27 protein-coding genes and 1 other annotated feature are annotated in these 26633 nt (G+C 37.5%); of the genes, 13 read left to right on the forward strand and 14 right to left on the reverse strand.

Features of this window, described 5'->3' with window-relative positions; genetic code table 11:
- The first annotated feature begins 95 nt into the window (after window positions 1-95).
- Complete coding sequence (locus tag ACFO3L_RS06725; protein WP_379965097.1) at window positions 96-614, forward strand: hypothetical protein; 519 nt, start codon at window positions 96-98, stop codon at window positions 612-614.
- A 39-nt stretch (window positions 615-653) separates the two neighbouring features.
- Here ACFO3L_RS06725 and ACFO3L_RS06730 read toward each other — a convergent pair whose 3' ends face one another.
- The gene (locus ACFO3L_RS06730; RefSeq protein ID WP_379965099.1) at window positions 654-1505 is read right to left on the reverse strand and encodes a VOC family protein; all 852 of its coding nucleotides are present in this window, start codon (window positions 1503-1505) and stop codon (window positions 654-656) included.
- Between the two features lie 143 nt (window positions 1506-1648).
- On the opposite strand from ACFO3L_RS06730, the gene ACFO3L_RS06735 reads away from it, so the two are divergent.
- From ACFO3L_RS06735 to ACFO3L_RS06755, 5 genes are all read left to right on the forward strand, one after another.
- A complete protein-coding gene (locus ACFO3L_RS06735; RefSeq protein ID WP_379965101.1) occupies window positions 1649-2677 on the forward strand; it encodes an oxidoreductase in 1029 nt (342 codons plus the stop codon).
- A gap of 164 nt (window positions 2678-2841) precedes the next feature.
- Window positions 2842-3438, forward strand: a complete 597-nt coding sequence (locus ACFO3L_RS06740; RefSeq protein ID WP_379965103.1) for a nitroreductase family protein — start codon at window positions 2842-2844, stop codon at window positions 3436-3438.
- Between the two features lie 258 nt (window positions 3439-3696).
- Window positions 3697-3928, forward strand: a binding site (T-box leader).
- Window positions 3929-3992: 64 nt separating this feature from the next.
- The gene (locus ACFO3L_RS06745) at window positions 3993-4469 is read left to right on the forward strand and encodes an S-ribosylhomocysteine lyase (protein ID WP_379965105.1); all 477 of its coding nucleotides are present in this window, start codon (window positions 3993-3995) and stop codon (window positions 4467-4469) included.
- Window positions 4470-5243: an SDR family NAD(P)-dependent oxidoreductase gene (locus tag ACFO3L_RS06750; RefSeq protein ID WP_379965107.1), complete on the forward strand. Its 774-nt coding sequence runs from the start codon at window positions 4470-4472 to the stop codon at window positions 5241-5243.
- 16 nt (window positions 5244-5259) lie between these two features.
- Window positions 5260-6144, forward strand: a complete 885-nt coding sequence (locus ACFO3L_RS06755) for a MetQ/NlpA family ABC transporter substrate-binding protein (RefSeq protein ID WP_379965109.1) — start codon at window positions 5260-5262, stop codon at window positions 6142-6144.
- Between the two features lie 59 nt (window positions 6145-6203).
- Here the strand turns inward: ACFO3L_RS06755 and ACFO3L_RS06760 are convergent, their stop codons facing one another.
- Complete coding sequence (locus ACFO3L_RS06760) at window positions 6204-6986, reverse strand: PHP domain-containing protein (RefSeq protein ID WP_379965111.1); 783 nt, start codon at window positions 6984-6986, stop codon at window positions 6204-6206.
- 164 nt (window positions 6987-7150) lie between these two features.
- Here ACFO3L_RS06760 and mgrA point away from each other — a divergent pair, with 164 nt between their 5' ends.
- The 5 genes from mgrA to ACFO3L_RS06785 all read left to right on the forward strand — a co-directional run bounded on the left by mgrA (window position 7151) and on the right by ACFO3L_RS06785 (window position 11539).
- Entirely contained in the window at window positions 7151-8140 is a 990-nt protein-coding gene (gene mgrA / locus ACFO3L_RS06765) for an L-glyceraldehyde 3-phosphate reductase (protein WP_379965113.1), read from the forward strand.
- Between the two features lie 17 nt (window positions 8141-8157).
- The gene (locus ACFO3L_RS06770; RefSeq protein ID WP_379965455.1) at window positions 8158-8646 is read left to right on the forward strand and encodes a GNAT family N-acetyltransferase; all 489 of its coding nucleotides are present in this window, start codon (window positions 8158-8160) and stop codon (window positions 8644-8646) included.
- A gap of 90 nt (window positions 8647-8736) precedes the next feature.
- Entirely contained in the window at window positions 8737-9219 is a 483-nt protein-coding gene (locus ACFO3L_RS06775; protein ID WP_379965115.1) for an RNA polymerase sigma factor, read from the forward strand.
- Window positions 9212-10408, forward strand: coding sequence for an anti sigma factor C-terminal domain-containing protein (locus ACFO3L_RS06780; protein ID WP_379965117.1), 1197 nt, complete (start codon window positions 9212-9214; stop codon window positions 10406-10408). The genes ACFO3L_RS06775 and ACFO3L_RS06780 overlap by 8 nt, the downstream gene beginning before the upstream one ends.
- 81 nt (window positions 10409-10489) lie before the next feature.
- Window positions 10490-11539, forward strand: coding sequence for a DUF6933 domain-containing protein (locus ACFO3L_RS06785; protein ID WP_379965119.1), 1050 nt, complete (start codon window positions 10490-10492; stop codon window positions 11537-11539).
- 53 nt (window positions 11540-11592) lie between these two features.
- On the opposite strand, the gene ACFO3L_RS06790 is transcribed toward ACFO3L_RS06785, so the two are convergent.
- The 5 genes from ACFO3L_RS06790 to ACFO3L_RS06810 all read right to left on the reverse strand — a co-directional run bounded on the left by ACFO3L_RS06790 (window position 11593) and on the right by ACFO3L_RS06810 (window position 16021).
- Complete coding sequence (locus ACFO3L_RS06790; protein WP_379965121.1) at window positions 11593-12258, reverse strand: HI_0552 family protein; 666 nt, start codon at window positions 12256-12258, stop codon at window positions 11593-11595.
- Window positions 12259-12288: 30 nt separating this feature from the next.
- Window positions 12289-12768 carry an AraC family ligand binding domain-containing protein gene (locus ACFO3L_RS06795; protein ID WP_379965123.1) on the reverse strand — a complete coding sequence of 160 codons (480 nt, stop codon included), beginning with the start codon at window positions 12766-12768 and terminating at the stop codon, window positions 12289-12291.
- Window positions 12769-13019: 251 nt separating this feature from the next.
- Complete coding sequence (locus ACFO3L_RS06800; protein ID WP_379965125.1) at window positions 13020-14177, reverse strand: Gfo/Idh/MocA family protein; 1158 nt, start codon at window positions 14175-14177, stop codon at window positions 13020-13022.
- 18 nt (window positions 14178-14195) lie between these two features.
- Window positions 14196-15056 carry a Gfo/Idh/MocA family protein gene (locus ACFO3L_RS06805; protein ID WP_379965458.1) on the reverse strand — a complete coding sequence of 287 codons (861 nt, stop codon included), beginning with the start codon at window positions 15054-15056 and terminating at the stop codon, window positions 14196-14198.
- 158 nt (window positions 15057-15214) lie between these two features.
- Window positions 15215-16021, reverse strand: coding sequence for a helix-turn-helix transcriptional regulator (locus tag ACFO3L_RS06810; RefSeq protein ID WP_379965127.1), 807 nt, complete (start codon window positions 16019-16021; stop codon window positions 15215-15217).
- 121 nt (window positions 16022-16142) lie between these two features.
- On the opposite strand from ACFO3L_RS06810, the gene ACFO3L_RS06815 reads away from it, so the two are divergent.
- The gene (locus ACFO3L_RS06815) at window positions 16143-18359 is read left to right on the forward strand and encodes a glycoside hydrolase family 2 protein (protein ID WP_379965129.1); all 2217 of its coding nucleotides are present in this window, start codon (window positions 16143-16145) and stop codon (window positions 18357-18359) included.
- Window positions 18360-18429: 70 nt separating this feature from the next.
- Here the strand turns inward: ACFO3L_RS06815 and ACFO3L_RS06820 are convergent, their stop codons facing one another.
- Entirely contained in the window at window positions 18430-19026 is a 597-nt protein-coding gene (locus tag ACFO3L_RS06820) for an aminoglycoside adenylyltransferase domain-containing protein (RefSeq protein WP_379965131.1), read from the reverse strand.
- A gap of 257 nt (window positions 19027-19283) precedes the next feature.
- Between ACFO3L_RS06820 and ACFO3L_RS06825 the strand changes: the two genes are divergently transcribed.
- Window positions 19284-19763 carry a GNAT family N-acetyltransferase gene (locus ACFO3L_RS06825; RefSeq protein WP_379965133.1) on the forward strand — a complete coding sequence of 160 codons (480 nt, stop codon included), beginning with the start codon at window positions 19284-19286 and terminating at the stop codon, window positions 19761-19763.
- 164 nt (window positions 19764-19927) lie between these two features.
- Here ACFO3L_RS06825 and ACFO3L_RS06830 read toward each other — a convergent pair whose 3' ends face one another.
- The 6 genes from ACFO3L_RS06830 to ACFO3L_RS06855 all read right to left on the reverse strand — a co-directional run bounded on the left by ACFO3L_RS06830 (window position 19928) and on the right by ACFO3L_RS06855 (window position 26509).
- On the reverse strand, window positions 19928-20686 hold the full coding sequence (locus ACFO3L_RS06830; protein ID WP_379965135.1) for a class I SAM-dependent methyltransferase: 759 nt from the start codon (window positions 20684-20686) through the stop codon (window positions 19928-19930).
- Between the two features lie 37 nt (window positions 20687-20723).
- A complete protein-coding gene (locus tag ACFO3L_RS06835) occupies window positions 20724-21620 on the reverse strand; it encodes an AraC family transcriptional regulator (RefSeq protein WP_379965137.1) in 897 nt (298 codons plus the stop codon).
- A 159-nt stretch (window positions 21621-21779) separates the two neighbouring features.
- Window positions 21780-23591, reverse strand: coding sequence for a glutamine--fructose-6-phosphate transaminase (isomerizing) (gene glmS / locus ACFO3L_RS06840; protein ID WP_379965139.1), 1812 nt, complete (start codon window positions 23589-23591; stop codon window positions 21780-21782).
- Window positions 23592-23951: 360 nt separating this feature from the next.
- On the reverse strand, window positions 23952-24248 hold the full coding sequence (locus tag ACFO3L_RS06845; RefSeq protein ID WP_379965141.1) for a hypothetical protein: 297 nt from the start codon (window positions 24246-24248) through the stop codon (window positions 23952-23954).
- A gap of 82 nt (window positions 24249-24330) precedes the next feature.
- Window positions 24331-25827 carry a sensor histidine kinase gene (locus tag ACFO3L_RS06850; protein ID WP_379965143.1) on the reverse strand — a complete coding sequence of 499 codons (1497 nt, stop codon included), beginning with the start codon at window positions 25825-25827 and terminating at the stop codon, window positions 24331-24333.
- Entirely contained in the window at window positions 25817-26509 is a 693-nt protein-coding gene (locus ACFO3L_RS06855) for a response regulator transcription factor (RefSeq protein WP_379965145.1), read from the reverse strand. Before ACFO3L_RS06855 ends, ACFO3L_RS06850 begins: the two co-directional genes overlap by 11 nt.
- Window positions 26510-26633 lie beyond the last annotated feature (124 nt).

The following is a 26633-nucleotide window of genomic DNA, read 5'->3' on the forward strand; positions in this document are numbered from 1 at the left end:
AGCTTGTATGATAGTTTGACAGGTTGAGGCTCGTTAAAATCTGAAGGAATGTGGTAAACTATGAGTAACTAGAGAATGTTTGGGAGGAGAGAGTAATGCGGCGAAAAAGTATTTATTTAAATCTTCGTTGGACCGGCATCTTGTTAATGGGAATGGGACTAATTTTTTTATCTGTTGCGATTGGAATGCAGTTTATCACAATTGATTTTGACACGGCAGGCACAATCACAAACGAGTCAATATTCCGTCTTGTCTTTTTGTTATCTTTTGGTTTACCAGCACTGATTTTAATCGGTATCGGGCTAGGGATTTTTATTTTTTACAGTCGCCAAAAAAGAAAAGAACAAGATTTACGAAATCGCGGACGCCAAATTATTGCCAGCAACTTAGCCATTGCCCCTTCAAATATTCGAGTAAATATGCAGTATCAAATGTATTTGACTTGTACGTATCAAGATGCGCGTGGTCAACAATACATTTTTAAAAGCCGTTTACTACGTTTTGACCCACTGCCTTTTTTAAATAATCAAGTGACTGTTTATTACGATCCTGATAAAATGAGTCGTTATTTTGTTGATGTTGATGCTAGTATGCAAAACGTTTATGAACTATAAAAAATCCCCGATGACTACCAACATCGGGGATTTTTTTCATTATAGAGTTGTTAAATATAGCTGATTTCCAGATGGATCGGTTGTGATAGTGAGACCGTTGATTTCTTCTAAGGGAGCACCGATTTGCTCTAATTGTTGCTTTGCTTGCTCAAGTGACGCGGTATTAGGATATTGCAAGGTATAAAAAGCCATCCCTAGTTGATTGGGCTGAGCTTTTGGTGCGCCAACGCCCATCCAAGTGTTGATTGCGATGTGATGATGATAGTTGCCGGTAGACAAAAAGAGTGCTTGATTGGCATAGCGACTAACGATGTTAAAGCCTAATCCTTTCGTATAAAAATCTTTCGTTTGTTCGAGTTCAGAAGCATATAGATGCAGATGGCCCATGATAGTGTCAGAGGGCATTCCTTTCCAGCCAGCTTTTGTTTGTTGTTCGAATAAATCATTGAAATCTAAAGGATCAATGGTCATCTCAACTAGTTCACTTTGCCAAGTCCACTCTTGCGGAGAACGATCCGTATAAATTTCAATTTCATTGCCTTCAAGATCACTTAAATAGATTGCTTCACTGACCCCATGATCAGAGGCGCCAAAAGGATAGCCAATTTTTTGTAAATGGGCCGCGAAATTAGCTAAATCTGCTCGCTGTGGCAGTAGTAAAGCAAAGTGGTACATTCCAGCGGAGCGTCGTGGTTTAGGTAAGAAATCATCGTGCTCAACGAGTGTGACAAGTGTGTGTTGACCATCAGCTGAAAGGGAAACGCTAGTCGCTGTTTCTTGTAATGGCCTTAATCCTAAAACTTGTATATAAAATTCCTTCATATGTGTCAGGTTGTGGACGTTTAGTTCAACTTGGGTGACGAAAATATTCGGTTCTTGATGAAAATTCATGATGAATTCCTCCGTTTCATAACTTCTGTTTTCAAAATAACACGCATCGTTTTTTCGGTCAACGAACTCAACTTTAGCCGAGACATGCAAAGTATCGACTTTTTTGGTACAGTAGACTTAAAATTAAGAAAGAAGGAGTCTAGATGTCATTATTATTATCGCCAGTTGAAATGGCTCAGCTATCTTTAAAGAATCGGGTAGTGATGCCACCAATGTGTATGTATGAAGTTCAAAAGGAAGATGGCGTTGCGACGCCTTTTCATTTCGCTCATTATGGTGCCCGAGCAATTGGTCAAGTCGGTTTAATTATTATTGAAGCGACCGCGATTCATCCAGATGGTCGTTTGACCAATCAAGATTTAGGTTTATGGAACGAGGAACAAGCCCAAGAGTTAAAGAAATTAGTTGCTAGTTTGCATTTTTTAGGTGCGACAGTCGGGATTCAATTAAATCATGGAGGAAGAAAAGCTAAGGATGCCGTTCAAGCGATTGCTCCGAGTGCTAGTCGATTTAATGAGGAATACCAAATTCCGACTGAAATGACCATTGCGACAATCAAACAAACACAAAAAGATTTTATTGAGGCAACAAAACGGGCGATAGCAGCGGACGTTGATATGATTGAAATTCATGGTGCTCATGGTTATTTAATTAATCAGTTTTTATCATCCCTGACCAATCAACGTCAAGATGAATATGGTGGGAGTTTAAAAAATCGTTATCGTTTTGTTAAGGAAATCATTACTGAAATTCGTCAGTTTTATCAAGGATCGTTGTGGATTCGCTTATCCTTAAGTGATTACGTAACAGAACAAAATAGTTTGAAACAGTGGCAAACCTTGGCTCAATGGTTGGAAGCGGATGGGATTGATTGCATTGACGTATCAACTGGGGGTTTACTTGATATCAAACCGAATATCGCTCTTCATCCAGGCTATCAAGTACCTTTTGCAACTGCCCTCAAACAAGCGATAACGATTCCGGTTGTAGCGGTTGGTTTGCTGGATGATCCAGGTTTATGTGAATTCCTATTACAAACGAAGCAAACGGATTTAGTCGCAGTAGGGCGAGGCTTAATTCGTAATACTAATTGGTTAGCGGATGCGGCGAAAGAATTAAAAGATACAAATTTTAAAATGTATAATCATTCCTATTTTCGCGGGCAAAAATAAATGCTTGTGATATATGGGAACTAGGTGGGAAGTCTCTTGCTATGTTTTTAATCTAAGCGGATTGTTTGACTATGTTTTTATTATCACTTATAATTTGTTACGAATTCGAGATAAAAACAAGCTCGTTCACAAACTATAATTGTTTACTTAAAGGAGAAAATAATATGTCAAATTATATTTCAATGTTAGAAAACCGTCGCTCAATTTATGCATTAGGGAATGATTTACCAATTTCTGAGGAAGCAGTGACAAATTTAATTAAAGCAGCTGTCAAAGCTAGCCCGTCATCATTCAACTCACAAACTTCTCGTGTAGTGATTTTAATGGATGATGCACATGCAAAATTATGGGACATTGTTGAAAATACGTTGAAACCATTAACACCAGCAGAAGCATTCCCAAATACACAAGCAAAATTAGCAAGTTTTGCAGCTGGTAAAGGTACAATTTTATTCTTTGAAGACACAAACGTTGTGAAAGCTTTACAAGAACAATTCTCTTTATATGCAGAAAACTTCCCAATCTGGTCTGATCAATCAACTGGAATTGCACAACATGCAGTTTGGGTTGCTTTATCTGAAGCAAACATTGGTGCAAGTTTACAACATTACAATCCAATTATTGATGAAGAAGTGGCAGCAACTTGGAACATTCCAGCCAACTGGAAATTAACTGGTCAAATGCCATTTGGTTCAATCCAAGCACCAGCTGGTGAAAAAGAATTCATGGATGACGCTGAGCGTTTTATGGTTATTAAATAATTAATGAAATCCCCCGAATTATTGGCTCAATAGACCAATCTATCGGGGGATTTATCTTGTCTTGAATGGGCGAAGCAGTGAAAGGCTCATACAATAATCCGGATTATTCCAGATGATTCAGAAAAACCTTGCAACATTTGCGGGGAAATTACCTAATAGTGAGCGCGAATATGTAGTAGGTGTGAGATTAATTTTTGAATAAATCAGATTTAATTCTTGACAATTAAAATATGATTCGTTAAAGTATGGTTAATTTAATATGAAACGTTGATGAGAAGAGTAGCAATCAATTTTGTTTTTAGAGACCTCTGGTTGGTGAAAAAGGGGAGCAAAAGAGATGGTGAAGATGAACTCAGAGTTTTCCATAAGGTTCACGCTTTATGGACGGGAGCAACCGTTATATTGTCAGGTTTTATTTGAAACTGTAGAGGTGTTATTTGTAAAAATAGCATAAATTTGGGTGGTAACACGGAAAATATCCGTCCCTTTGTCAATTTAATTTGGCAAAGGGACGGTTTTTTTATTTTATAATCTATTTTTGGAGGAGAAAAAATATGGCAGAAGTTGAAAGTTTTACATTGGATCATACAAAGGTCAAGGCACCGTACGTACGCCTAATTGCTGAAGAGAAAGGCACAAAAGGTGATGTGATTGCGAATTATGATATTCGTTTTTTACAACCAAACGAAAAAGAATTACCAACCGGCGTTGTTCATACTTTTGAACACTTATTAGCGGATTTATTACGTGATCGAATTAATGGGATTATTGATATCTCACCATTTGGTTGTCGGACAGGTTTTCATTTAATTACATGGGGCGTACCAAGTGCTAGGGAGATTGCGGTTGCTCTAACAGAAGTCTTAAATATTATTGCTTATGAAACAAAATTTGAGGACATTCAAGGAGTGTCGATCGAAAGTTGTGGTAATTATCGCGATCACTCGCTTTTTGGTGCAAAAGAATACGCCAAAATCGTATTAGCTGATGGGATTAGTGAAGATGCATTTGAACGCCGAGTGGTAGGGTAAATGTATTTTCCTAGTTTGAATTCAAAAATTATCCTTGTCATTGGTACGAATCAAGGAATAGGAGAAGCTATTGTTGAAACGTTTTTAGCAGAGGATGCTGTAGTAGTAGCTGCTGACATTGCTTATCCGAATGAAAGTTTGCAAAAAATTTCTGAGAATTTATTCCATATTCGAGTCGATATTGCCCAAGAGGATAGCCTAATTGTTCTGGTTAAACAATTAGAAGGATATCAGTTGGTTCCTGATATCCTTGTTGCTGTCGCAGGTATTTCAACGATGGGATTTTTAATTGAGAGCCAAACGAGTGATTACGATCGAGTCCAATCGGTTAATGCTCGTGGTGTTTATCTAACCTGTAAACACATTGTCCAATTGATGGTTAAAAAACAAAAAGCGGGTCGAGTCATTTTAATTGCTTCTCAAGCTGGGAAAAATGGCTACCGTGGGATGTCCGCCTATGTCGCATCTAAACATGCAGTACTGGGACTGACTAAAACATTGGCAATTGAAGTTGCTTCAAAAGGCATTTTGGTCAACGCGGTTTGTCCAGGGATTATTGAAACAGCAATGAAGCATCGTGAGCGAGTCGAAGGCGGGGAACTACGTGGGATGAGTGCTGCGCAAGTCTTGGCGGAAGATCAAAGTCAAATACCGCTCGGTCGGACCGGAACACCGCAAGATGTTGCAAATGTGGTTTTATTTTTGGCAAGTCCACTAGCCAGTTATATGACAGGACAAAGTATCAATGTGACTGGTGGTATGACAATGAATTAAACAAAGGAGAATGAAAATGAAAAATAAAAAGGTTGGTTATGGGTTATTATTGTTAGCGAGTATTGCGGTAATTAGTGGTTGTGGTAAAACATCAAGTGCTGAGACACCTGAGAAAGAGTCAGATGTTTCAGAACAGTCAGTTGAAAAAGTGATTGTTGGATCGGTTGGCTCCGATGCTGACATTTGGAACTTTATTGCAAAAACAGAGGCTGCCAAAGAAGCAGGACTCGCGATTGAAGTAAAAAATATTACGGGCGGACCTATTACTAACGCGGCAACGGTTGATGGTGACATCGATGCTAATGCTTTTCAGTCGATTGGCTATTTAGAAAGTTTTAATGAATCGAGTCCAGATAAATTAGTACCGATTGCGACAACGTATGTCGAACCGTTAGGGATATATTCAGAAAAATTTGCATCTGTTGAAGAAATACCAAATGGTGCAACAATTGCGTTAGCCGACAATCCATCGAACACCACTCGCGGATTACGATTATTAGAAACAGCCGGTTTAATTAAGTTGAAAGAGGATTTTGATGATGGGATTGGAACACCCGATGATATTATTGAAAATCCTAAATCGCTCAAATTCACTTTAATTGATGACTTAACGGGGCCAAGAATTTTACCAGACGTAGATGTCGTCTTAATTAGTAATACCATTGCGTTAGAGGGCGGTTTAAATGTCTTAAAAGATTCAATTTTTCATGAGGAAGCAAATACGGCAATTCGTACAACAATTAATGTCATTGTTGTCAAAGAGGGGCGAGAAAATGAAACGGCATTACAAAGACTAGGAGAACTGTATCACTCGCCAGAAGCTCAAAAATATTTTGAAGAAACCTTCGAGGGTACTAAAGTCGAAGTGGATCAACCAATTAGTGAGATTTGGGGAGAATAAAAAAGAGATTTAGGTAGCAGTTCTGCCTAAATCTCTTTACTGTTTCACGTGAAACAGTTTTACGGTAATTCGGTAAAATAACGTTCGTTCCCTTGGAAAACAACGAGTTGATTGACGTCAAATTCTTTTAACAATTGACTCATTTCCCGGAAGAGTAAACGATAGTCTTCGGCTACATGAGCGTCGGAACCTAGAGTAAATAGTTTGCCTCCGAGGCTTTGGTATAACGGAATGCCATAACGATATAAGTGGGCGTTTTTATAGCGACCAAAACTTTTAGCGTTGACTTCAAAGGCGAGTTCGCGTTCAATCACTTTCTTAAAAATAGCTGTTAATTCTTTTTCGAAATGTTCTTCTAATTCCTTGGCAGTAAAATCGAAGCGACGCAAACCATATTCAAAATGGGTCAAAATATGACCATCTGGAAAATTTTCAACTACGGCTAACATTTGATCAAAATAGGTTTTGGCCACTCTAAATTTATCCATCGTTAGTACGCGATCATCCATGTAATCGAATTGTTTATTTTGATGGATGCTTAAAAGTTTTAAATCGTAAGGATGGGTAGCCAGATAATCTAAGATTCGCTGCTCTTGCCCTGGAACGACACCTAGTTCAATCCCCCGTAAAAATTTTGTCGGAGATTGCTCTTGTAATGCGGCTAATTTTTCCGCCAAAATGTGATAATCGGGTATATCATCTTTGAAACCTGTGCCAGCATTTTCTAAATCAAAATGATCAGTTGCTACAAAGAATTCAGGTTGATGAGTCAAATAATTTTCAAATTGTTCGTTGGAATCAAACGATAAAAAAGTATGCAAATGTTGGTCGTAATATTTCATAAAATCCCCCCTAATGATGATAAGAATAACATATCTGGAAAAGAAGCGATAGCTCCTTGTTTTTAAACAAACGTAGGAAATACCCTGTTAAGATTTCATAAGAAAGGGTATACTGAAAGGGTATACAAAGGATGTATATCAAAAAATAATAATGAGGTGGAGAAATGTATCAAGCAAAAGAAAAACGTTACGAAACAATGCAATATCGTTCGGTTGGAAAATCAGGTCTGAAACTTCCTCTAATTTCGTTAGGATTATGGCATAATTTTGGCGATGTCGATCCGTTAGATAATCAAAGAAAATTAGTTTTCAAAGCTTTTGATGAAGGAATTACTCACTTTGATTTGGCTAATAACTATGGACCACCAGCAGGCTCTGCAGAAAGTAATTTTGGACGCATGTTAAAAGAAGATTTAAGTGCTTATCGGGATGAAATGATTATTTCATCGAAGGCGGGTTATTATATGTGGCCCGGTCCATACGGTGAGTGGGGGTCTAAGAAGAATTTAATCGCGAGCTGTGATCAAAGTTTGAAACGCTTAGGCTTAGATTATGTCGATATTTTTTATCATCACCGTCCAGATCCGAATACACCATTAGAAGAAACAGCACATGCTCTAGATTTATTAGTTAAACAAGGTAAGGCTTTATATGTTGGTATTTCAAATTATTCAGCCGAACAAACCGCCGCGATGATGAAAATTTTAAAAGAACAAAAAACACCTTTTATTATTCACCAACAAAAATATAATATGCTTAATAGAGAACCAGAAGAAGGCTTGCTTCAAGTTTTAGAAGAAGAGGGTATTGGTGCAATTACTTTTTCTCCGCTCGCACAAGGTTTGTTAACCAATCGCTATCTGAATGGCATTCCAGAAGATTCACGAGCAGCGAGTATTAATAGTCCGTTCTTATCAGAAGACCGAGTGACAGAAACATTGGCAACAGTCAAAGAATTAAATGCCATTGCAGAAGCAAGAGGCCAAACCTTAGCAGAAATGTCGTTGGCTTGGAATATTCGTCAAGAAGTAGTGAGCAGTGTCTTAATCGGGGCTTCTAAAGTTTCGCAATTGGAAGATAACTTAAAAGCTTTAGATAATCTGACATTCTCAGAGGAAGAGTTAGCTAAAATTGATGCCCTAACATTGAAATAAGAGAGTGGGAATTACCTATTTTTAAAATTGAAAAAGTAACAAACAACGATCAAATACTAATTGTCGATCAATTAGTTAAAGAAATTTGGCCAGAAATTTATACACCCATTATAGGGGAAGAACAAGTGAATTATATGTTGAGAACCTATCAATCGTTGGAAAATATTCAAAAAGAAATTTCTGAAGGCGATCAATATTTTATTTTGTTGGCCAATAATCAACCAGTAGGCTATACGGCTTATCGCGACTTAGCAGACGAAGTTTATTTAAGTAAATTGTATTTGACTAATGCTACTCGTGGTAAAGGTTATGGGAATCAAGTTTTTTCTTGGTATGAGCAAGTTGCTGCAGGAAAAAAATTACGATTAAATGTGAATAAATTCAATCAGCGAGCAATTGCCATATACGAGCATCGGGGATTTAAATGTGTTGAATCTTGTCAAAATGATATTGGCTCAGGCTTTGTAATGGATGATTACGTATACCTGAAAGATTTAAGTAAATAAGTAATGAAAACTGAGAGGGAAAGTTCTTCTCAGTTTTTTGTGACCTTTTAAGACTTCAAACGTTTATATAATGAAGGGAGGGGGAGTCGATTGGAGCAAAATGAGTTAGCCAAGCTCTATCAAGCTTATGGTAAAGGCATGATACTCTATGCTTGGAGTTTAACAAAACAGCAAAGTGATGCAGAAAGTCTTGTGAGTGATGCTTTTTATCGTTTGTCGTTACAAGAAGAAGCACCTAGAGATATTAAATTTTGGTTGTTTCGTGTCATCAAAAATGGCTTTATTGACCAACAGCGGCGAAAAAAACGTTGGCAATTTTCATTATTGAATCAAGAAGAAAAAAGCATACAACAGCAGCCAGATGAAAGACTAATTGAACAAGAGCAACATCAAGCGTTATATGATAGTATTGAAAAACTGACTCCCCCTTACAAAGAAGTTCTAATTTTTTTCTATTTTTTAGAATGGTCAATTCAAGAGATTTCAAATTTTTTAAACTTGTCAAATGGCCAAACAAGAACGATTTTGTACCGTGGACGTAAGAAGTTAAAGGAGGATTTAAGTCATGACTGATTGGCAGGAATTAATTGAGCGAGTCAAAAACAAACAAGCAAGCCCCGAAGAGCAGGAAATTTTAGATGAAAAAATGGCTGAATTTCAAGCGTTACAAGATTATTTAATGGAGGAAGAATGGACAGAAATACCCCAAATGCCTATGAGTGATTTACCAAAAGTCTCGTATCAAAAAATTAAACGGGAGACGAATCGTCGAATTGTAAAGAAAGTTCTCTTGATACTATTGATTGTTTTCGGAATTGTGGGTGTTGGTCAATATTTTGGCAAGAAATTGTTGGATCGAATTTATTTTGATCCGACAGTAACAATGGAAGAGAGTGATACTTCAAATTTAGGGATCTATGAAATGCTCTATACGGAATTAACTCGACCCCAAATTGAATGGCGTGGCACACAAGCGACTCCTTTATCAGGTGGAAAATATCAGATTGAACATTATTATCAGAAAAAGTATGCAGAGGATTGGACACCCAGTTTACAGTCATCTTACCAATTGGAAAGAGGGAAAGTTGTCTATTCTGATCATTATGAGAATCAATTAGTAGCGATGGAACGTTACCCAATGTTTTTAAATGCAGATCGTGAAGGACTTGAATCGATGATTGACAATCAACGAGAAACAACTTTGGAAAAAATTCAAGAACTTCCTAAAAGTGGGGGTGTTTATGGTTTTCTAACGTTTAAACAAGCATTATCGACACAAGAAATGCTTGATTTTTTTGATCGGTCAAACGAAATGGATATCCATAGTTTATTGGTGGAAAATCGAGCAATAGAGGATAGCAAAGAAAATGGGCATTTACAATTTGGAATGGATTTAATGCATGGAATGTCAGCACAACATAGTAACAAAGCATTAATGAAAATAAATAAAGAATACCCAGAGCTTTTTCCGTTCGCTTTTTTATACAGCCGTCCATCTTTTGATGCGATAACTTATGAGCAACATTATTTGTCTTTATTGCATTACTTGATTGATAATCAAATAATGTTTAATTACTTATCGGATACATCTACAACGATTGAAGAGATAAGGCAGGCACTAACGTATGTTGAGAAAAATGGTGTAAAAATTAGCGGTGTGTATCTATCAGGGAGTGTCGACGAGTTTTTAACATACTCGCAAAAAGAAGAAGTATTAGTAATGGAAGTCTTTGAGGCAAGTTTGTATCGTAGTGGGGACTAAACATTCAATCTTAATTTGTCGGTTTTTTCAAAATGCGTTAAACTAAAATCAACATAAAAATTTAAAAATGGAGGCAATCGAATGATTATTAATCCGACGAAAAAAACGTTACCGTTATTTTCATCCTTACCAAAAATAAAAGACAGTAATTGGGGTAAGGCCTATTCAACTGTTAATCCGCTATTTTCTTGGCACGCAAATTATTACAATGTAAATCGGAAAAAGATATTATTGTTAGTCAATGATTTGACAATGATCTCGATTGTTATTAGTGATGTTAATGCCCAACGAAAAAAGGAGTTGGATAGTCTAATTAGAGAGGGCATTCAAACGGTTTTAAAGGACGCAGGTGCATCCAAACAAGAAATTCAACGCTATTTTGATTTGGCTGGGGAGATTGAAATAAACGCTGGCTTTAATCGTCAAGTGACCGGCGTAACGACGAGACTGATTGAAGTTTTATCCTATGATGCACCGATTGATTTTAGCAATCCGTTACAATACCATTTAATGACTTATTTAAGCCATTATGGGATTAGTAAATTACCTCATTTTCATCCTCAAGATGAACTAAAAGCTGTTTTAAAAGAAGGCTTTGAAGTGTTAACGGTCAAAGAATCCGATTTACCTGTAGCAAAGAAAAAAGAAAATCCAGTGATTGATGTGACATGGAAAGATTTTAAGACTTGGGACACAGGAAAAAAACTAAATCCTTGGAATCCTGGATATGAAAAAAGAATGGAGGAGTTAATTGAAAATAATCAACTCGTTTTAACTGCTTTTGAGAAATACTTAAGTGAAGACTTAGGATTGAGTAAAAAAGTTGTGAATCGTCACGTTGAAAATACGTTATTTTATATCAATGAGTTTTTAGTCTATCGTTTTTTACGTACTCCTACTAGTGATTTTAGCGATACGATTGATTATTTATCTGATTTTGTGCCACGTAAAATGTGGATTGATTCACCCGCAGGAATTCAGCGCGTTGGGGCATCGTTAAAGAAATTTTTCGATTTCTTACATGTTGCAAATGTAATTGATCAAAAACAATTGAAAGATGCTAAGGAAGAAATTGTTGTGGGAGTTGAATTGGGCAGTAACCAATTAGAAATGATGAGTTGGAAGTGGTGAGAAATACAAAATGAGCGATAGTCTTAACGAAAAATCGTTGGGCTATCGCTCATTTATGTTTGATTAATGGTTCTTTGAAATAGAGGCATCAATTCTTTGAATCCTTCTAAAATAAAAGTTTTCTCATCATTTAAAGTTTCCGAAGTGTAATGTAGCTTTCCGATTTGAAAACTAGTTTGTTCAATTAAATTAGCTAATTCGACTTGTTTTTGATTGTCGGACAAATAATCGGTCAATAATAAATGATTTTCTAGCTCATGCGCTTGTTGGGGCCAAATATAATAATCGGTTAAATGAATGCTTTTACTCCATTCGTAAAGTTGCGATAACGCTTGATTGTATGTCTGGGCATCACCAACTCGTAGGTCACTCTTATAATGTTGATACATCAAGTAAACTTGTAGTTGCCTTCGATTCAGTAAAACAGCAAGACAAGCATTGCTGTTTGGTTCGTCTGTTAAGCGATAGGCTGACCAAAAGTGATTCCGTAAGTTCCAACCATTGGTCCAACTTTCAATTTTGGGTTTCTCAAAAGAAAAATCAGCAGATAATTCCTCAAAGACAGATAGATGTAATTCTTTCCATGCGTGCCAAACTTCCTTGTATTCTAATTTAATTTGCTCAATCTCTTCAGACGTTCGATTTTCTTTTAGTTGTTTAAAAGCAAATTGCTCTCGTTCAAATATTCGATGGGCATTTTTAGGTAAGTAATGAGTCATAAGCACTCCTTTTCGTTAAAAATAAAAGGTTTAGGCGATTTTAGCATGTGCACGGACATTGCCCAATGCTAATTGCTGTAAGAATGAATAAATGTCCTTGGAAGTCGTCAAAGAATTAATTTGGTAAGATTTATATCTTTCAAGTGTTTGCACGATCCAATCCGTATAAGAATATTTATCCATATTTTCTCCTAAAATCCATTGATCCGTTCCTAAGATTTTTGGAATTTGTTCTTGGATGGTGCCGTTAAAAGTAGCAAAGCACGTTTCCCACGAATCAGTTGGGTGATAGGTATGTGGCATATGTGGGGGGATTAAAATCCCTTGACCTTCTTTTAAGAGGATATTTTGGCCCTCAATCCAGATTTCACCTTGACCAGCTGTTGTTTGTATCCAGTGATAGAGTGGGTAGCCATCAGGGCGTTCGATGGTTTCTTGGATCCAATCATTGCCGATGCTCTCAAGGGAGAGTGGCAATGCGGATGAAATAATTTGGCAGTAACTAGGCATAATAATCTCCTTCGCTCAATAATTTTATTGCTTACGATATTGATAGTAGCAAATTTTGAAAGGGTTTTCAATATTTTGGTTTAGAAATTTAGACTTCATGAAAAGATTGTCAAAGATGCCGAATATACAGGTGATTATTTATCATATTGCACAATAAAAAAAGTCCTATGACACATATCACAGGACCGAATTATTATAGGAACCGTTGAGTGATAAACGGATGACAAAAATTTAATTTTTTTTAGGAATTGTTATCTTATTGTCTCTATAGTTTCGTAATCAATCGAACGTTGAGCAGCTAGCGCTAATTTTCCTGCAAGAACACTCGATTCTAAATTTGAAATAGGTGTTTTTCCATTTTGGATTGCATCAAGGAAATCTTGTAATTGTTCCTCGTCGCCAGGCTCCATATTCTTTTCTTCGTGCTTATTTTCATAAGTGAGTGTCTCAGATTTTAAACGATCGGTAATGACGATTTTATTGCTAACATCATCAAAATATAATTCTCCTTCTGTACCAAAAAAGTGGAATTCCCGTTGATAGAATGCTGCAAATTGACAAAGCTGATAGGTTGCCTTAGCTCTGTTTGCGTATCGAATCATTACAGTTTGATGGTCATCAACATCGACTTCACTATTAAATACACAGTTGTCTGGCCAACTATCAGACCAAGAAATATTCTTTTCTTTCGCTAGATTTTGAATACTTTCCTCACAAGTATCGCTAATTGGGCAGTTACCACAGTGTAAATCATTTGGAACAGGCTTGCCGAATTTTTGGATAGCCCCAGTTTCACCAAAGACCATTAAGTCACCAAAGGCCACTACTTTTTCGGGTTTGCTATCTAAGTACCAATTAATTAAATCAAGTGAATGGGTTGATTTTTGTAAAAGTAAGGAAGTCGATTTTTCACGTGTTCGATGCCAATCATGGAAATAAGCGTAGCCGCCATATTGAACATGGTCCGTTACGTGAGCCATAATCACTTGTCCAATCGCACCATTTTCAATAAATTCTTTGACTTTGCTAAAACTACGAGCGTAACGTAAAACATAACCCACTTCAAAAGCTTTATCATATCCTTCGAGTGCTTCTTCAATTTGAGTGACTTTCTCATCGCTAATTTCCAGTGGTTTCTCACATAAGATATGCTTATTTGCTTTGACAGCTGCTAAAATAATTTCTGCATGTGTATCATCTGGCGTTGCGATAAAAACAGCATCGACTTCAGGATTTGCTAATAACTCAAGATAGTCGGTTGTGTTTGCAATTTCGGGAAAATAGTGAAAATTATTGCCAAAGGCGTCGCAAACCATTGTAATTTCAACGTCCTTGTGGTCCTGAATGGTCCGTAATGCATATTTGTAACCTCGGTTTCCTAATCCAATAATACCAAAACGAATGGGCATCTTTTTCTCTCCTGTTCTTTATCGATTTAATGTAATAATTTTTTTCGTGTGGGCAGATTGATAAGCTAAATTGGCGATTTCAACTGGATAAAGTCCATCTAGACCGGTAACGGGTGCGGGTAAATCTTCTTCAATGCAACGTTTAAAGTCTGCTAACATCGTTGTATTCATATCATTTTCGTATAAATGGTTCATGGCAGGTTTGTTTTCTAGATAAATATCTGCTCGACGACCGAAACCATCAACATAAATGGTCCCTTTGTCCGTTACAATTTTCATTGCCGCATCACCCCAAATTGGATAATTATCTGGTCGATTCCAAGATGTATCGAGACTCATAAAGACCCCGTTAGTAAAATGAATATGCAGTAGTGCAGAATCTTCAATGTCATCATAGTTATGTGAGTTTGTTCGAGCGTAAATCGACTCAATTTCAAAATCAAAAAGCCATTTTGAAAGGTCGACTAAATGGATTGTATGATCGAGTAGGGCCCCTCCACCAGAAAGTTCTTTATCGATAAACCAACCACCCGGATTTTTTCCGTGATTGGTGGCAACAATCGCCAATATTTCGCCTAATTCTCCTGCCTCATAAATTCTTTTTAAATCTTGAATGGTTTGGGCATAACGAACGGGATGGGCTACGAATAATTTCACACCATTTTCTTCACACGTTAAAATCATACGTTTAGCATCTTCAGCTTTTAAAGCGAGTGGATTTTCAACAATGACGTGTCTTTTATGATAGGCACAAGCTAAAGTATAGTCATAGTGTAGACTGTTTTCTGAACAAATCAGGGCGGTATCCATCGGTGAAGTTAAAATTTTTTCTAAACTAGGGAAAAAAGGGATACCAAGTTCTTTTGCAAATGTTGTAATGTTTTAAAATCAATATTATCAAAATCTCGCCGTGCTTTCAGTGAATGCTGTGAATGACTTATCGACTTTGATTGATTAACGAATGAATCAATATATAAATAATCGTAATCACTAAAAAACCAACTTGTTTCTGTTAAAGAAGCGAGTTGGTTTTTGGTTTAGCGGTATTTTTGACGGAACTGATGGGGCGTAATTTGCTCCAATTTTCGGAAAGTAGTGATAAAGTAATTCACATTATGAAAGCCAACTTGTTGAGCAACTTCAGCTAAAGGCAACTGACGGTTTTGTAAGAGTAAGACTTTGGCTTGGCGGATACGATAATTGGTTAAATATTGACTAGGTGTCATTTGTAAAGCTTGTTTGAAGATTCGGGTAATATATTGTGTGGAGTAACCGAGACTTTCAGAAAAATCGGCATCATTTAACGGCTGGGTAAAATTTTCTTCAATATAGCGTTGTAGCGGTGCAACGATTGTTTGATAAATTAAGTCATCGTTTGTTTGACTTAATGTATTTTTTTTGAGTAGCATCAGGAATTGGTAAATCGTACCCGAAACGTCGTATTGATAACCAGGTGTTGCTCGGATAATTTGTTCTGAAAGGGAAAGGATAAAGGCATCGATTTCTGCGATGTTTTCGGTCACTAAAAGAATTGAATCAAGTTGTAAAAGGGTTAAAATCTCTTGTGCTAAAACACCACCAAAAGTAAAGTATGCGGTGTGCCATGTTGGAAGTGTTTGTTGGTATTGATGGGTAATTTGCTGATTCATAAATAAGCCCGTTCCAGTCGGTAGTAGAATTTTTTGACCGTCGAGTGTGATTTCACCTGCACCGGATTTGGTGTGGATCCAGTGAATGTATGGATAGCCTTCCGGACGTACAATATCTTCTTGTTCGCAATCGTAACCGATGCTATCAACAAATAATGGTAATCGTTTATCAGGATGGTCGAATAAATAGCGCATCAGAAAACCTCGTTTCAAATCGTATAATTTTTCGCTCAAATAATGAGATTGTTCTTTTAGTATAGGGCGTCTTATAATAGATGTAAAGATAAAATAATGAAGGAAAAGGGGACTTTTACTCATGGAAAATAGAAAAAGGATCAATGATCAGTGGTTTTTTCATTCGTCATATGAGAAGAATTTAGAAGCGAGTACCGATTTTTCAAATTTTGAAGCGATTCAGTTACCACACAATACGGTGAATTTACCGTACCAGTATTTTGACGAGAAAAGTTATCAAAAAGAAACGTGTTATTTTAGAAAAATTACGATTGATCCAATGGTGCGAAACTTCCTCCGTTTTGAAGGAGTAATGGCGGTTGCTGAAGTTTATTTGAATGGTGAACATGTCTTTACGCACAAAGGCGGCTATACACCGTTTGAAGTTGAACTGCCAAATACGCAAGAAGAGCATCTTTTATCTGTTGTCGTTGATGGTTCTGAACGAGAGGATGTACCACCTTTTGGAGGAGCAATTGATTACTTAACATACAGTGGAATTTATCGTGATGTTTTTTTAATTGAACGTCATGGCATGTTTATTGAAGAGCCCTTCTTTAAAATTCAAAATCAAAAAGAAAATATTTATACAGCAGAATTGGCTTTTAATGTTCAAGAATCAGGAACACTGCAAATCTTATTAACCGGCGAAGATTTGGCGATTGAAGGGATACTTGAAGCAACCATGGGTGCCAATACGTTTATTTTCCCTGAAATGACCGTTAATGAATGGTCACCAGAAAAACCTAATTTGTATGATTTAGTCATTTTAGAAGAGGAAGATATTTTGTATCAACAAAAAGTCGGCTTCCGTCGTGCTGAATTTACGAAAGACGGGTTTTATTTGAATGGTGAAAATTATCCGATTATTGGACTGAATCGCCATCAAGATTACCCTTATGTCGGTTATGCAATGCCTGAGGAATGGCAAGTTGAAGATGTGAATGTTTTGAAGTATCAGTTGGGGTTAAATCTGGTACGGACTTCTCATTACCCACAAAGTCCAGCCTTTATTGCAGCCTGTGATGAAATCGGCTTGTTGGTTTTTGAAGAAATTCCTGGTTGGCAACACATTGGCGAAGGGGAATGGCAAGATGTCTTATTACAAAACGTCCGCGAAATGATTGTCCGTGATCGGAATCATCCAAGTGTTATTTTATGGGGTGTACGTGTCAATGAATCTGATGACCACCATGAGCTTTATACAAAAACGAATGCTTTATGTCGCGAACTTGATCCGACTCGTCAAACCGGTGGCGTGCGTTATTTAGAACGTAGTGAATTTTTAGAAGATGTGTATACCATGAATGATTTTTCATACGATGGCGGTGATATGGAGCGTTTAAAACGCGAAATTGAAGTTGAAACGTATGACGATGTACAAGTTGAGCGTAAAGGTTTACGAACGGTCGAACAAGTCGCTGGCGAACAAGTGCCTTATTTAGTTACCGAATATGCCGGTCATATGTATCCAACTAAACGTTTTGATCAAGAAGAACGTCTAGTCGAGCATGCGATGCGTCATGCGGTAGTTCTAAACGCAGCTTATGAAAATCCAAATATTAGCGGTGCGATTGGTTGGTGTGCGTTTGATTACCATACGCATGAAAACTTTGGTAGTGGCGATCGGATTTGTTACCATGGTGTGATGGATAATTTCCGCGAGAGTAAATTTGCGGCTAGTGTTTACGCGAGTCAACAAAGCCCAGAACAAAATCCAATTATGGTGCCACTAACCAATTGGACACGTGGGGATCGAGGCATGGCACAAAGTATGCCAATTTATGTGTTTACGAACTGTGATGAAATTGAAGTTCGCTATAATGGCAAATCACGTGGGTTTTATCAAAGAGAAGAAGATGGAAAGTTCAGTCATCTACCTTACCCACCAATTGTTTTAAGAGAATTTAACTTCTTATGGGGTGAACCTTTTGGACCATTGGATGTGATTGGTTATTTAAATGGCGAAGCCGTTGTAACGAAAGAATACACGAATGAGCCGGTAATCCATGATTTAGTCGTTGAAACAAGTCATGAGACATTAATTAAATCGGATCGTTGGGCAGCAGCTAAAATTACGATGAAAATCGTTGATCAAAAAGGTAACTTACTGCCATTCCTAATGGGTAGTGTTCGTTTAGAAAATGAAGGCGGCGAAATCTTAGGAGGCAATGACGTCCCTGTGATTGGGGGCTCCGCTGTTTGTTGGGTACGTACTTTACCAGAGACAAATGAAATTAAATTAGTCGCAACATACGGGCAATTTAAAAAAGAAGTAATGATTCAAGTCGAAGGTTAGGAAAAGAGAATAAAAAGAGCGCAATCCAACGCTGTCCTTGATTAGACGAGTGCTGGATTGTGCTTTTTGTTTAATTGACGGAGTCCTCAATTTGTTGCTTTAAATCTTTGAGAATCAATTTTTTATGATCGGTTAGTTCAAAAATGTCGATATTCGAATAAGTATCAGGTAGGTGCTGAATCAAAGGTTGAATAGCCCAAAGACCAGCGTCATACTTCGAAAGAATTTTTGATTCACTTAAATATGCTAGAACACGAAAACTATTGAGGACGCTATAGATAGGATCTTCTTCAAAGTGGGCGATACAATCGTGATAATCAGCTAAGATTGCACTTAGATAATCTTCTTTAGCAATTGGATGAAAAAGCGTTTTAACAGGTGGTCCATCAAAGCAAATCCCTGCGTGATAAATAATCGTTAGGTGTGCAGCCAAGTCGATATCGGTTTGACCTAGGCGGGATAACCATTTAGTCGGTTCATTCGTGTAGCGGGAACGCCAAAATTCACTGTAATGAAATTCAAAAGGATAGGGATGCTGCTGCTCATTTAGTTGATTGGTTGTTAAGATGCTTAACTCAATCGGAAAAGGCGCATTTGAGCATTGCAGTAATAGTTTGCTTAAGGCGATTTTTTTCTCAAATTGAAGGGAGTCCTTTATCAAAATCAAAAGATCGATATCACTTTTTTGAGGATTGAAGCCCCAAGAGCAAGCGATCCATGAAGATAGCAGCCTAAATAAGACTCACTTAAAAGTATTTTGATGTCATGATTGAGTGTAGCAAGAACCTTTCGTACAGGTAATGGCAATTTTTGAAATTTTTCATCCATATCAGGTGGCTCCTTTCATTGACTTGTCACCACTTTTTGCTTACTATCAATTTATCTGTAAACGGTAACGAAATCAATGATAAAAGAGGTGTCGCGATGCTTATCCGAGAAATACAAATAAAAGATAACGAAGCAATCAAAAAAATTATCCAAAATTCATTAGAATCATTAGGCTTAGCCATCCCGGGTTCGGCTTATTTTGATCCACAGTTGTCACATCTCCAGCAGTACTATTCTGGCTTAGCACAGGCTAATTATTGGATTGTGGAACACGAAGGCCAAGTTGTTGGAGGCGTAGGGATCGCGCCTTTCAATGAGCAAGCCAAAATTTGTGAGTTACAAAAATTGTATTTAAGTCCGCAAGCTCAAGGTTTAGGCTTAGCTAATCAATTAATGGAAACGGCACTCGCTTTTGCTCAAAAGCATTATAATTACTGTTATTTAGAAACGATGCATGAATTAGTGGCCGCTTGTCGACTATATGAAAAATTTGATTTTACTTTGTTAGCAGAGCCACTCGAAGGTTCAGAACATTCCGCGATGGATGCTTGGTACTTAAAGCACTTAAATAACTGAAGAATAACTGTCATGTTAAAAAGTAGACGGCTGTTGATTCCTCTCAATAGTCATGGATGAGGCTATATTTATTGGGTTATCAAAAGAGTCACCACAATTAGTGATTTTAGGACCGTTATTTTTCCACTAATCCTAAAAGGGTGTCAGCGTTTTTGATTTCAAACTCATTTTTTTATGGCTTCAAAGGTGAAAATCGAATGATTCGTTGAAGGTTTCTGGTTATATTGATAATCTGGAGAACAAGTAATGGCGGTAAAACCAATTTTTTCGAGCAAATTTTTGAATTCTGATAAACCGTACCATCGCATACAAAACTTTTGTAATTCACTTGCAACTAATTTGCCATCACGCCATTTTTCATACGTTAAATAAGACAAAGTTGTTTGTTTGACCCAATCAATTGCAATGGATTTACTTTCAAGTAAAATTCCTTCATTCGCTGATATTGAAAAAGTAGAGGTATCGACTGTTCCAGCTTGCCAATCTATTGGCAATGCAAGGTCGACGATTAATCGCCCTCCTTTTTCAAGATGATGATAAAAATTCAATAGGGTTTGTTGGGCGTCATCCAAAGATTCTATTAGACAAAACGAACCTGTGGGAACGACAATCGCTTCATAAGTTTGGTTGAATGAAAAATTCACAAAGTCAGCCTTATAGAGTTGAGGTGTTAAGTGACGTTCCTGACAGTGTTTTTGACAAGAATCGAGCATTGCAGAAGAAGCATCGAAACCATCCACATCGAACCCTTGTTCAAGTAAGGGGATTAGAAAACGTCCAGATCCGACTGCGGCTTCTAGTATTTTTCCTTTCGTGTGAGACAACCGTTCGAGATAATATTCGATGTCTCCGTTAATGGAGTATCCAATAGGTTTCGTAAAATCATAAACCTCGGTACACAAGGGACCATAAGAATCAAACATTTTTTTCCTCCAGTTATTTTATTTGTGAGTGTTATTCTTATGTTTTTTTAATCGGAATATAAATATCCATTACTAATTGTGCTGAGCCATGGCAACGTTCATCGTAAAATTCAAAATTAAGCTTATTTTCATCAAATAGATATCCACTTTTTGGAAACCATTCTAAAAAAATATAACGCCACGTTTCTTTAACCATTTCCGCCAAGGGATCTTCCTGATAAGAAGTGGCAGTTTCGGTGTTGTCGATTGGTGGGGTGGTAAAAATGACATATTCCGCAGAGGGAATGTTGCAAGTCATCATTTCTTTTGTAGTTTTGGAATAATCTGGAACAATAACACCAAATAAATAAGTAACCGTTTTACTTTTTGGTGTAGCAATGCAAATTCCAACCTCTCCGTGCGTAGGAGGGTCAAGTAAATCATACATTTTTTGTTCTAAATTTTCTCCAGTATATGTTTCCCAATAGGCAGCAATATCTTTGGTAGACGCACGAGAACTAGCTGTTTCAATCCCAAAACCAGCAACTAAAAAGGAAGATTTATAACGAAAATCGATCTTCACTTCTTCTGGGTTAAAACGAACGAAGTCGCAATAGTCTTCAGATTCAAGCGCGGTGTAACGATTTAAATAGATTGAAGGACTGTAACCAAAAGTTTTACGAAAAGCTTTTGAGAAACCACTCGCTGTTTGAAAGCCGTAGTCTAAAGCGACATCGATGATTTTTTCGCGATGTAGCAAATCTTGTCTAGCAGCTACTAAGCGCATCATTCGGACATAATCCATCAACGGTGTTTTTTGATAATGACTAAAAATTCTGCAAAAATGTGAAGTTGAATATCCAAGGTAATCTGCAATTTGTTGCGCAGCCAAATTGGATTTTAAATGTTGTTTGATAAAATCAATGCTACGCAAAATATTTGCTTGATGTTCCAAAGAGCAACCTCCTTAGTCAACTATTTTCTTTTTATTATAACAAGTTTTTGTCAAAGAGCTGTTCCAATTTCATCAAGCTTTCGTATACGAATGCTTGGATTCTACTTGCTAGTTAAAAAATAGCCGATATGCTAAGAAAGCATACGGCTATTTTTTCAGTTATTCAACAGTCACGGATTTTGCTAAATTCCGTGGTTTATCAACGTCGTATCCGCGCTCAAAGCTAGCATAGTATGCAAGCAATTGGAGCGGGAGAATTGCGATGAGGCTCATTAAATAATCGGGTGCATCCGGTAAGATGAATCGATCAGTCGTTTGAGCGAGTGACTTCTTAGTCAAGACAATTGTTTTGGCACCACGGCTGCGGACTTCTTCTAAGTTTCCGCGGGTATGCGAGGCAGTGGCATCATCGGTGATTAAGCCAATAACTGGTGTTCCTGTTTCAATTAAAGCAATCGTGCCATGCTTTAATTCACCAGCGGCAAAGCCTTCTGCTTGGATATAAGAGATTTCTTTTAATTTTAAAGCAGCTTCTAAAGCAACGGCGTAATCAATTCCACGACCGATGAAAAAAGCATTGCGTGTCGTCGGTAAGAAATCATTGACGATTTGATGTATGATTTCTTTTTCTTCGACAATTTGAGTCATTTGTTCTTCAACTAGACTGAGGGCTTGCGAGAGATTTTTAGGAAGTTGTTCGACGAGTCCTTTTTGTCGCGCAACAGCATCGGCCAAAATCGTTAATAATGTAATTTGGGCAGTGTAAGCTTTAGTAGAAGCAACTGCAATTTCCGGTCCAGCCTCTAACAGTAGCGCATCATTCGCTTCGCGTGCCAAGGTCGATCCTGGGACATTGGTAATTGTCAAAGAGGGCAAGTTTTGTTGATTGATTTTCACTAAAACTTGGCGACTATCGGCGGTTTCGCCACTTTGACTCAAGAAAATAAAGAACGGTTTAGCAGTCAGTAAAGGCATATGGTAGCCAAACTCACTAGCAACATGAACTTCTACTGGAATATTTGTCCATCTTTCAAGCGTTGTTTTGGCAGCGAGCCCCGCGTGATAGCTCGTGCCACAAGCCACAATATATAAACGATCGCTTGCTGCAATTTTTTGAATTAACGTATCAGAAATTAAACTTTCACCTGATGGCGCCAAGTATTTTTGTTGCAAGCGACGCATAACAAGTGGTTGTTCTTCAATTTCTTTTAACATGTAAAAGGGATAAGTCCCTTTATCAATGCTGTCGTTATCAATTTGGGCACGAAACGGCGCACGTTGAATGGTCTTTCCATCAAGCGTTTCGATTTGAATAGAATCAGTGGTTAAAGTGACGAATTCACCGTCTTGTAATTCAATCAATTCGTTCGTCTGATGAATCATTGCTAAAGCATCACTACCAACTAAATGAAAGTTTGTACCACAACCAATTAGCAAGGGGCTTTTATGTTTCGCCGCATAAAAGTGTGTAGGGTCAGTAGGATCAATTAAAGCAAAGGCATAGGATCCTTTAATTTCTGTTAAAACTTTTTTGAAAGCAGCCTTGACATCCAATCCTTCTGTCTCGATAAAGTGCTCAATAACATTGACGATGACTTCGGTATCGGTTTCCCCAATTAGTTTGGTCTCTTTGAGGTAGGTAGCTTTTAATTCTTGATAATTCTCAATCACGCCATTATGAACAAGCACCACTTTTCCGTGTTCAGAACGGTGAGGGTGCGCATTGGCTTCGCTAGGGATTCCATGAGTCGCCCAACGCGTATGCCCAATCCCCACAGTGCCATTCATCGTAGGCGTTATTTTTTGTGTTAACGTCTTAATCGGACCTTGGGCTTTGACTAAGCTCCTTTCTTCTTGATTGGCGAGATAGATTCCAGCTGAATCGTATCCACGGTATTCTAACCGTTCTAAGCCTTTCAAAAGTACTTCGCAAACATTCTCATTTGCAATCATTCCGACAATTCCACACATAATTTGTCTTCCTACTTTCTTATTCAATTTTTTAAGTTTAAGTAGGTTTCTATCTGCTGATAAAAGCTTTGTGTCCCTTTTGCAAGGGGGCTTTGTCTTTTATCTATAGAGTGCAGTCCCTGAAGCCACCCGCCGAATATTTCGATAAGCTTCTTCCTCGTCCTCTGTTTTTACAGAGCTGGCGCTATTCCTTTTTTGTACTGATTTTTCCTTTCGTCATTTTAGTAGAAACCTAAAAAAAAGCATAACTTTTCAAACAAAATTTGTCAATTATTTTTTTGTAAAAAAAATTAAATTAACAGATGTTATTTATAGAAGAGGGGTGTGACTTAAGTCACACCCCCTCTAAGTTTATCTAATTTAATCTCCCATCATTTGACGGTGTTGACCACGCATTTGTCTCATGGGCATGTTTGTGTTGTTTCCATGACAAGAGGTGCGTCCATCATTCATCCATTGACGCATATCATCGGCTTCTTCTTGTGTTAAGTCACCTTGCTGGACGTATTCATTTAAACGCTCATCGTGTCTTTGTTCCCATCTTGTATGATTGTCATAAGTTGCCGTCGTATCGGATGCAGCAAAAACAGAAGCTGACGTAAAACCAGCGGCTAAGACAATAACAGTTGCTAGTGCGATTTTAAATTTTTTGTTCATAATAAAACACTCCTTATTTTTTATAAAGAAGTTTCCTTCTTTGATTATCTTTATTATAGATAAGAAGTGTGGCAAAGATGTGTCAAAAATTTTCTAATGTTGTGACATCGAGTCGCTCGAGTTTTGAAAAATCAAAAATAAAACGAGCACCGGCTGTCGGAGTGTTTTTGACAGTTGCTAAAATAGCGTGTCGTTGGGCAATTTGACGAGCAATGGCTAGTCCAAGACCAGTACCAGTCTTATTTTTTTCGCCATAGGTTTTATGGAAGCGATCAAAAATATAAGGTAAGTCTTCCTCTTTTATGCCAGGTCCTTGATCGGTAATTGTTAGTTTATTTGCGGATAATTTGACTGTGATGGCGCTGCGGGTTGGTGAAAATTTAATCGCATTATCTAAAACAATTAAGAACATTTGTCTCAAGCGACCATAGTCTCCTAAGAAAAGTAGGGGAGTATTATCGATGTTGACTTTGAAAGTAAGTTGTTTTTCTTTGGCCAATTGTCGGCCACTTCTTAGCGTGTCATTTAAAATATCTTGTAATGAAATCGGAACTTTTTCAATTTTGAAATCAAGGTTTTGTAAACGCGAGAGTTCAAGTAAATCATCAACCAAACGCTCTAAAAACAGTGATTCTAGGAACATTTGATGATGGTATTCTTTGATTTTTTTGGGGTCAGTGATTACGCCATCGTTTAGCGCTTCTAAAGAACCACGTAAGACTGTTACTGGTGTCCGTAATTCATGAGAAATATTTGCAACATAATCTTGTCGCATTTGTTCGAGTTTCTGGCTTTCCTGACTAGCAAACTCAAGTCTATTCGCTAGTGTATCAAGCGTGTTGGCAAGTTCACCAATCTCATCTTTTTGTTTAATCTGTGTTTGTGCCGTGTAATCACCTTGAATGAGTTTTAAAGCAGTCGTCTTCATTTGTGCTAACGGTTTTGTAAATGAATAGGACAAAAAGAAGGCGAAAAGTAAGGCGATTAACAGTGCGATGAGTAGGCTAATGAAAAAAATATTAAAACCTTGTTGAACGGCATCATTGAAACCACTAATGGGAGCTTGTAATAAGATGCTCGCCCAAATGTTTTGTTGGTCATCGGTGATAGGCACCCCAATAGTTAAGGTTTGCTGATCAAGCGTGTGATCAAAGCCTTCTTGTGAAATCGTCTCACCTTTAAAAACCAAGGGTAAAACTTCTGAAGCTAGTTCAGGTAGAGGAGAAGGACTGGGTATCATCGAATTGTCATTCATGTGATTCATCGCTCCTCGACGGTTACCGGTAGCGAGAATCTGTTCGTCGGAATTAACTAACCAAACGTGGTTACCACCGACTTCTTCAATGAAGCGTAAATAGGCATTACTATTATTCATCATTTGTTGATGATGGGATTGATCTTCTTGTTCGGAAAAAGTTGCAGCTAATGCTTGAGCTTCTCGCATTCGTTCTTCACGTTGAACATCAATCGTATAATTTTTAAAAAGAAAGAAAAAAACAGAACCAATGACTAAAGCAAATAAGAGCAGTGAACTGACGAAATAACTTGCGAGTTTGAGAGAAATACGATTAATTTTCATCGTCAAGGACCTCGAACTTGTAACCAACGCCCCAAATCGTTTTAATTTCCCATGTTGGATGAGGAACTTGATTCAACTTACTACGCAAGCGTTTGATATGACTATCGACGGTCCGTGTATCACCAAAATAATCGAATCCCCATAATAAGTTGAGGAGCTCATCGCGTGAGTAAGCTTTCTGTCGATTGCTAGCTAATGTCCAAAGTAAATCGATTTCTTTTTTGGTTAATAAAATCGGCTCGTTCGCAATGGCGACCGTGTAATTTTCTAAATTAATCGTTAAATCATTAAAGGTTAATTGCTGTTGATTCATTGGATCTTGTTGGACACGACGCATAACGGCTTTGATACGTGCCATGACTTCTCCGGGGGAAAAAGGTTTGACAATATAATCATCGGCGCCAATTTCGAGACCCATAATTCGTTCAAAATCTTCTCCGCGTGCGGTAATCATTAGAATTGGGACGTTTGATGTTTGACGTATTTCACGGCAGACGGCAAAACCATCTTTTTTTGGCATCATGACGTCGAGTAAAATGATATCGGGCTGTGCTGTTTGAAAAAGTTCGAGCGCCGCTTCACCATCATAAGCGATTAACACGTCATAGTGATTCTTTTTTGCATAATCGGCTAAGATCGAAGTGATTTGCTGATTATCATCAACAATTAATAATTTGGACATTCAATCCCTCCTTAAGGAAATAATAGCAAAATTTCGTGTCTTTTTGATGGCAATATCAAGATAGTCTATAAAGAAGCGTAAGAAAGTTCACGATTTTTAACATTTAGTTTGCTAAGATAACGTC

The organism is Enterococcus eurekensis (genome assembly GCF_042654605.1).
Classification (GTDB): Bacteria; Bacillota; Bacilli; order Lactobacillales; family Enterococcaceae; genus Enterococcus_I; species Enterococcus_I eurekensis.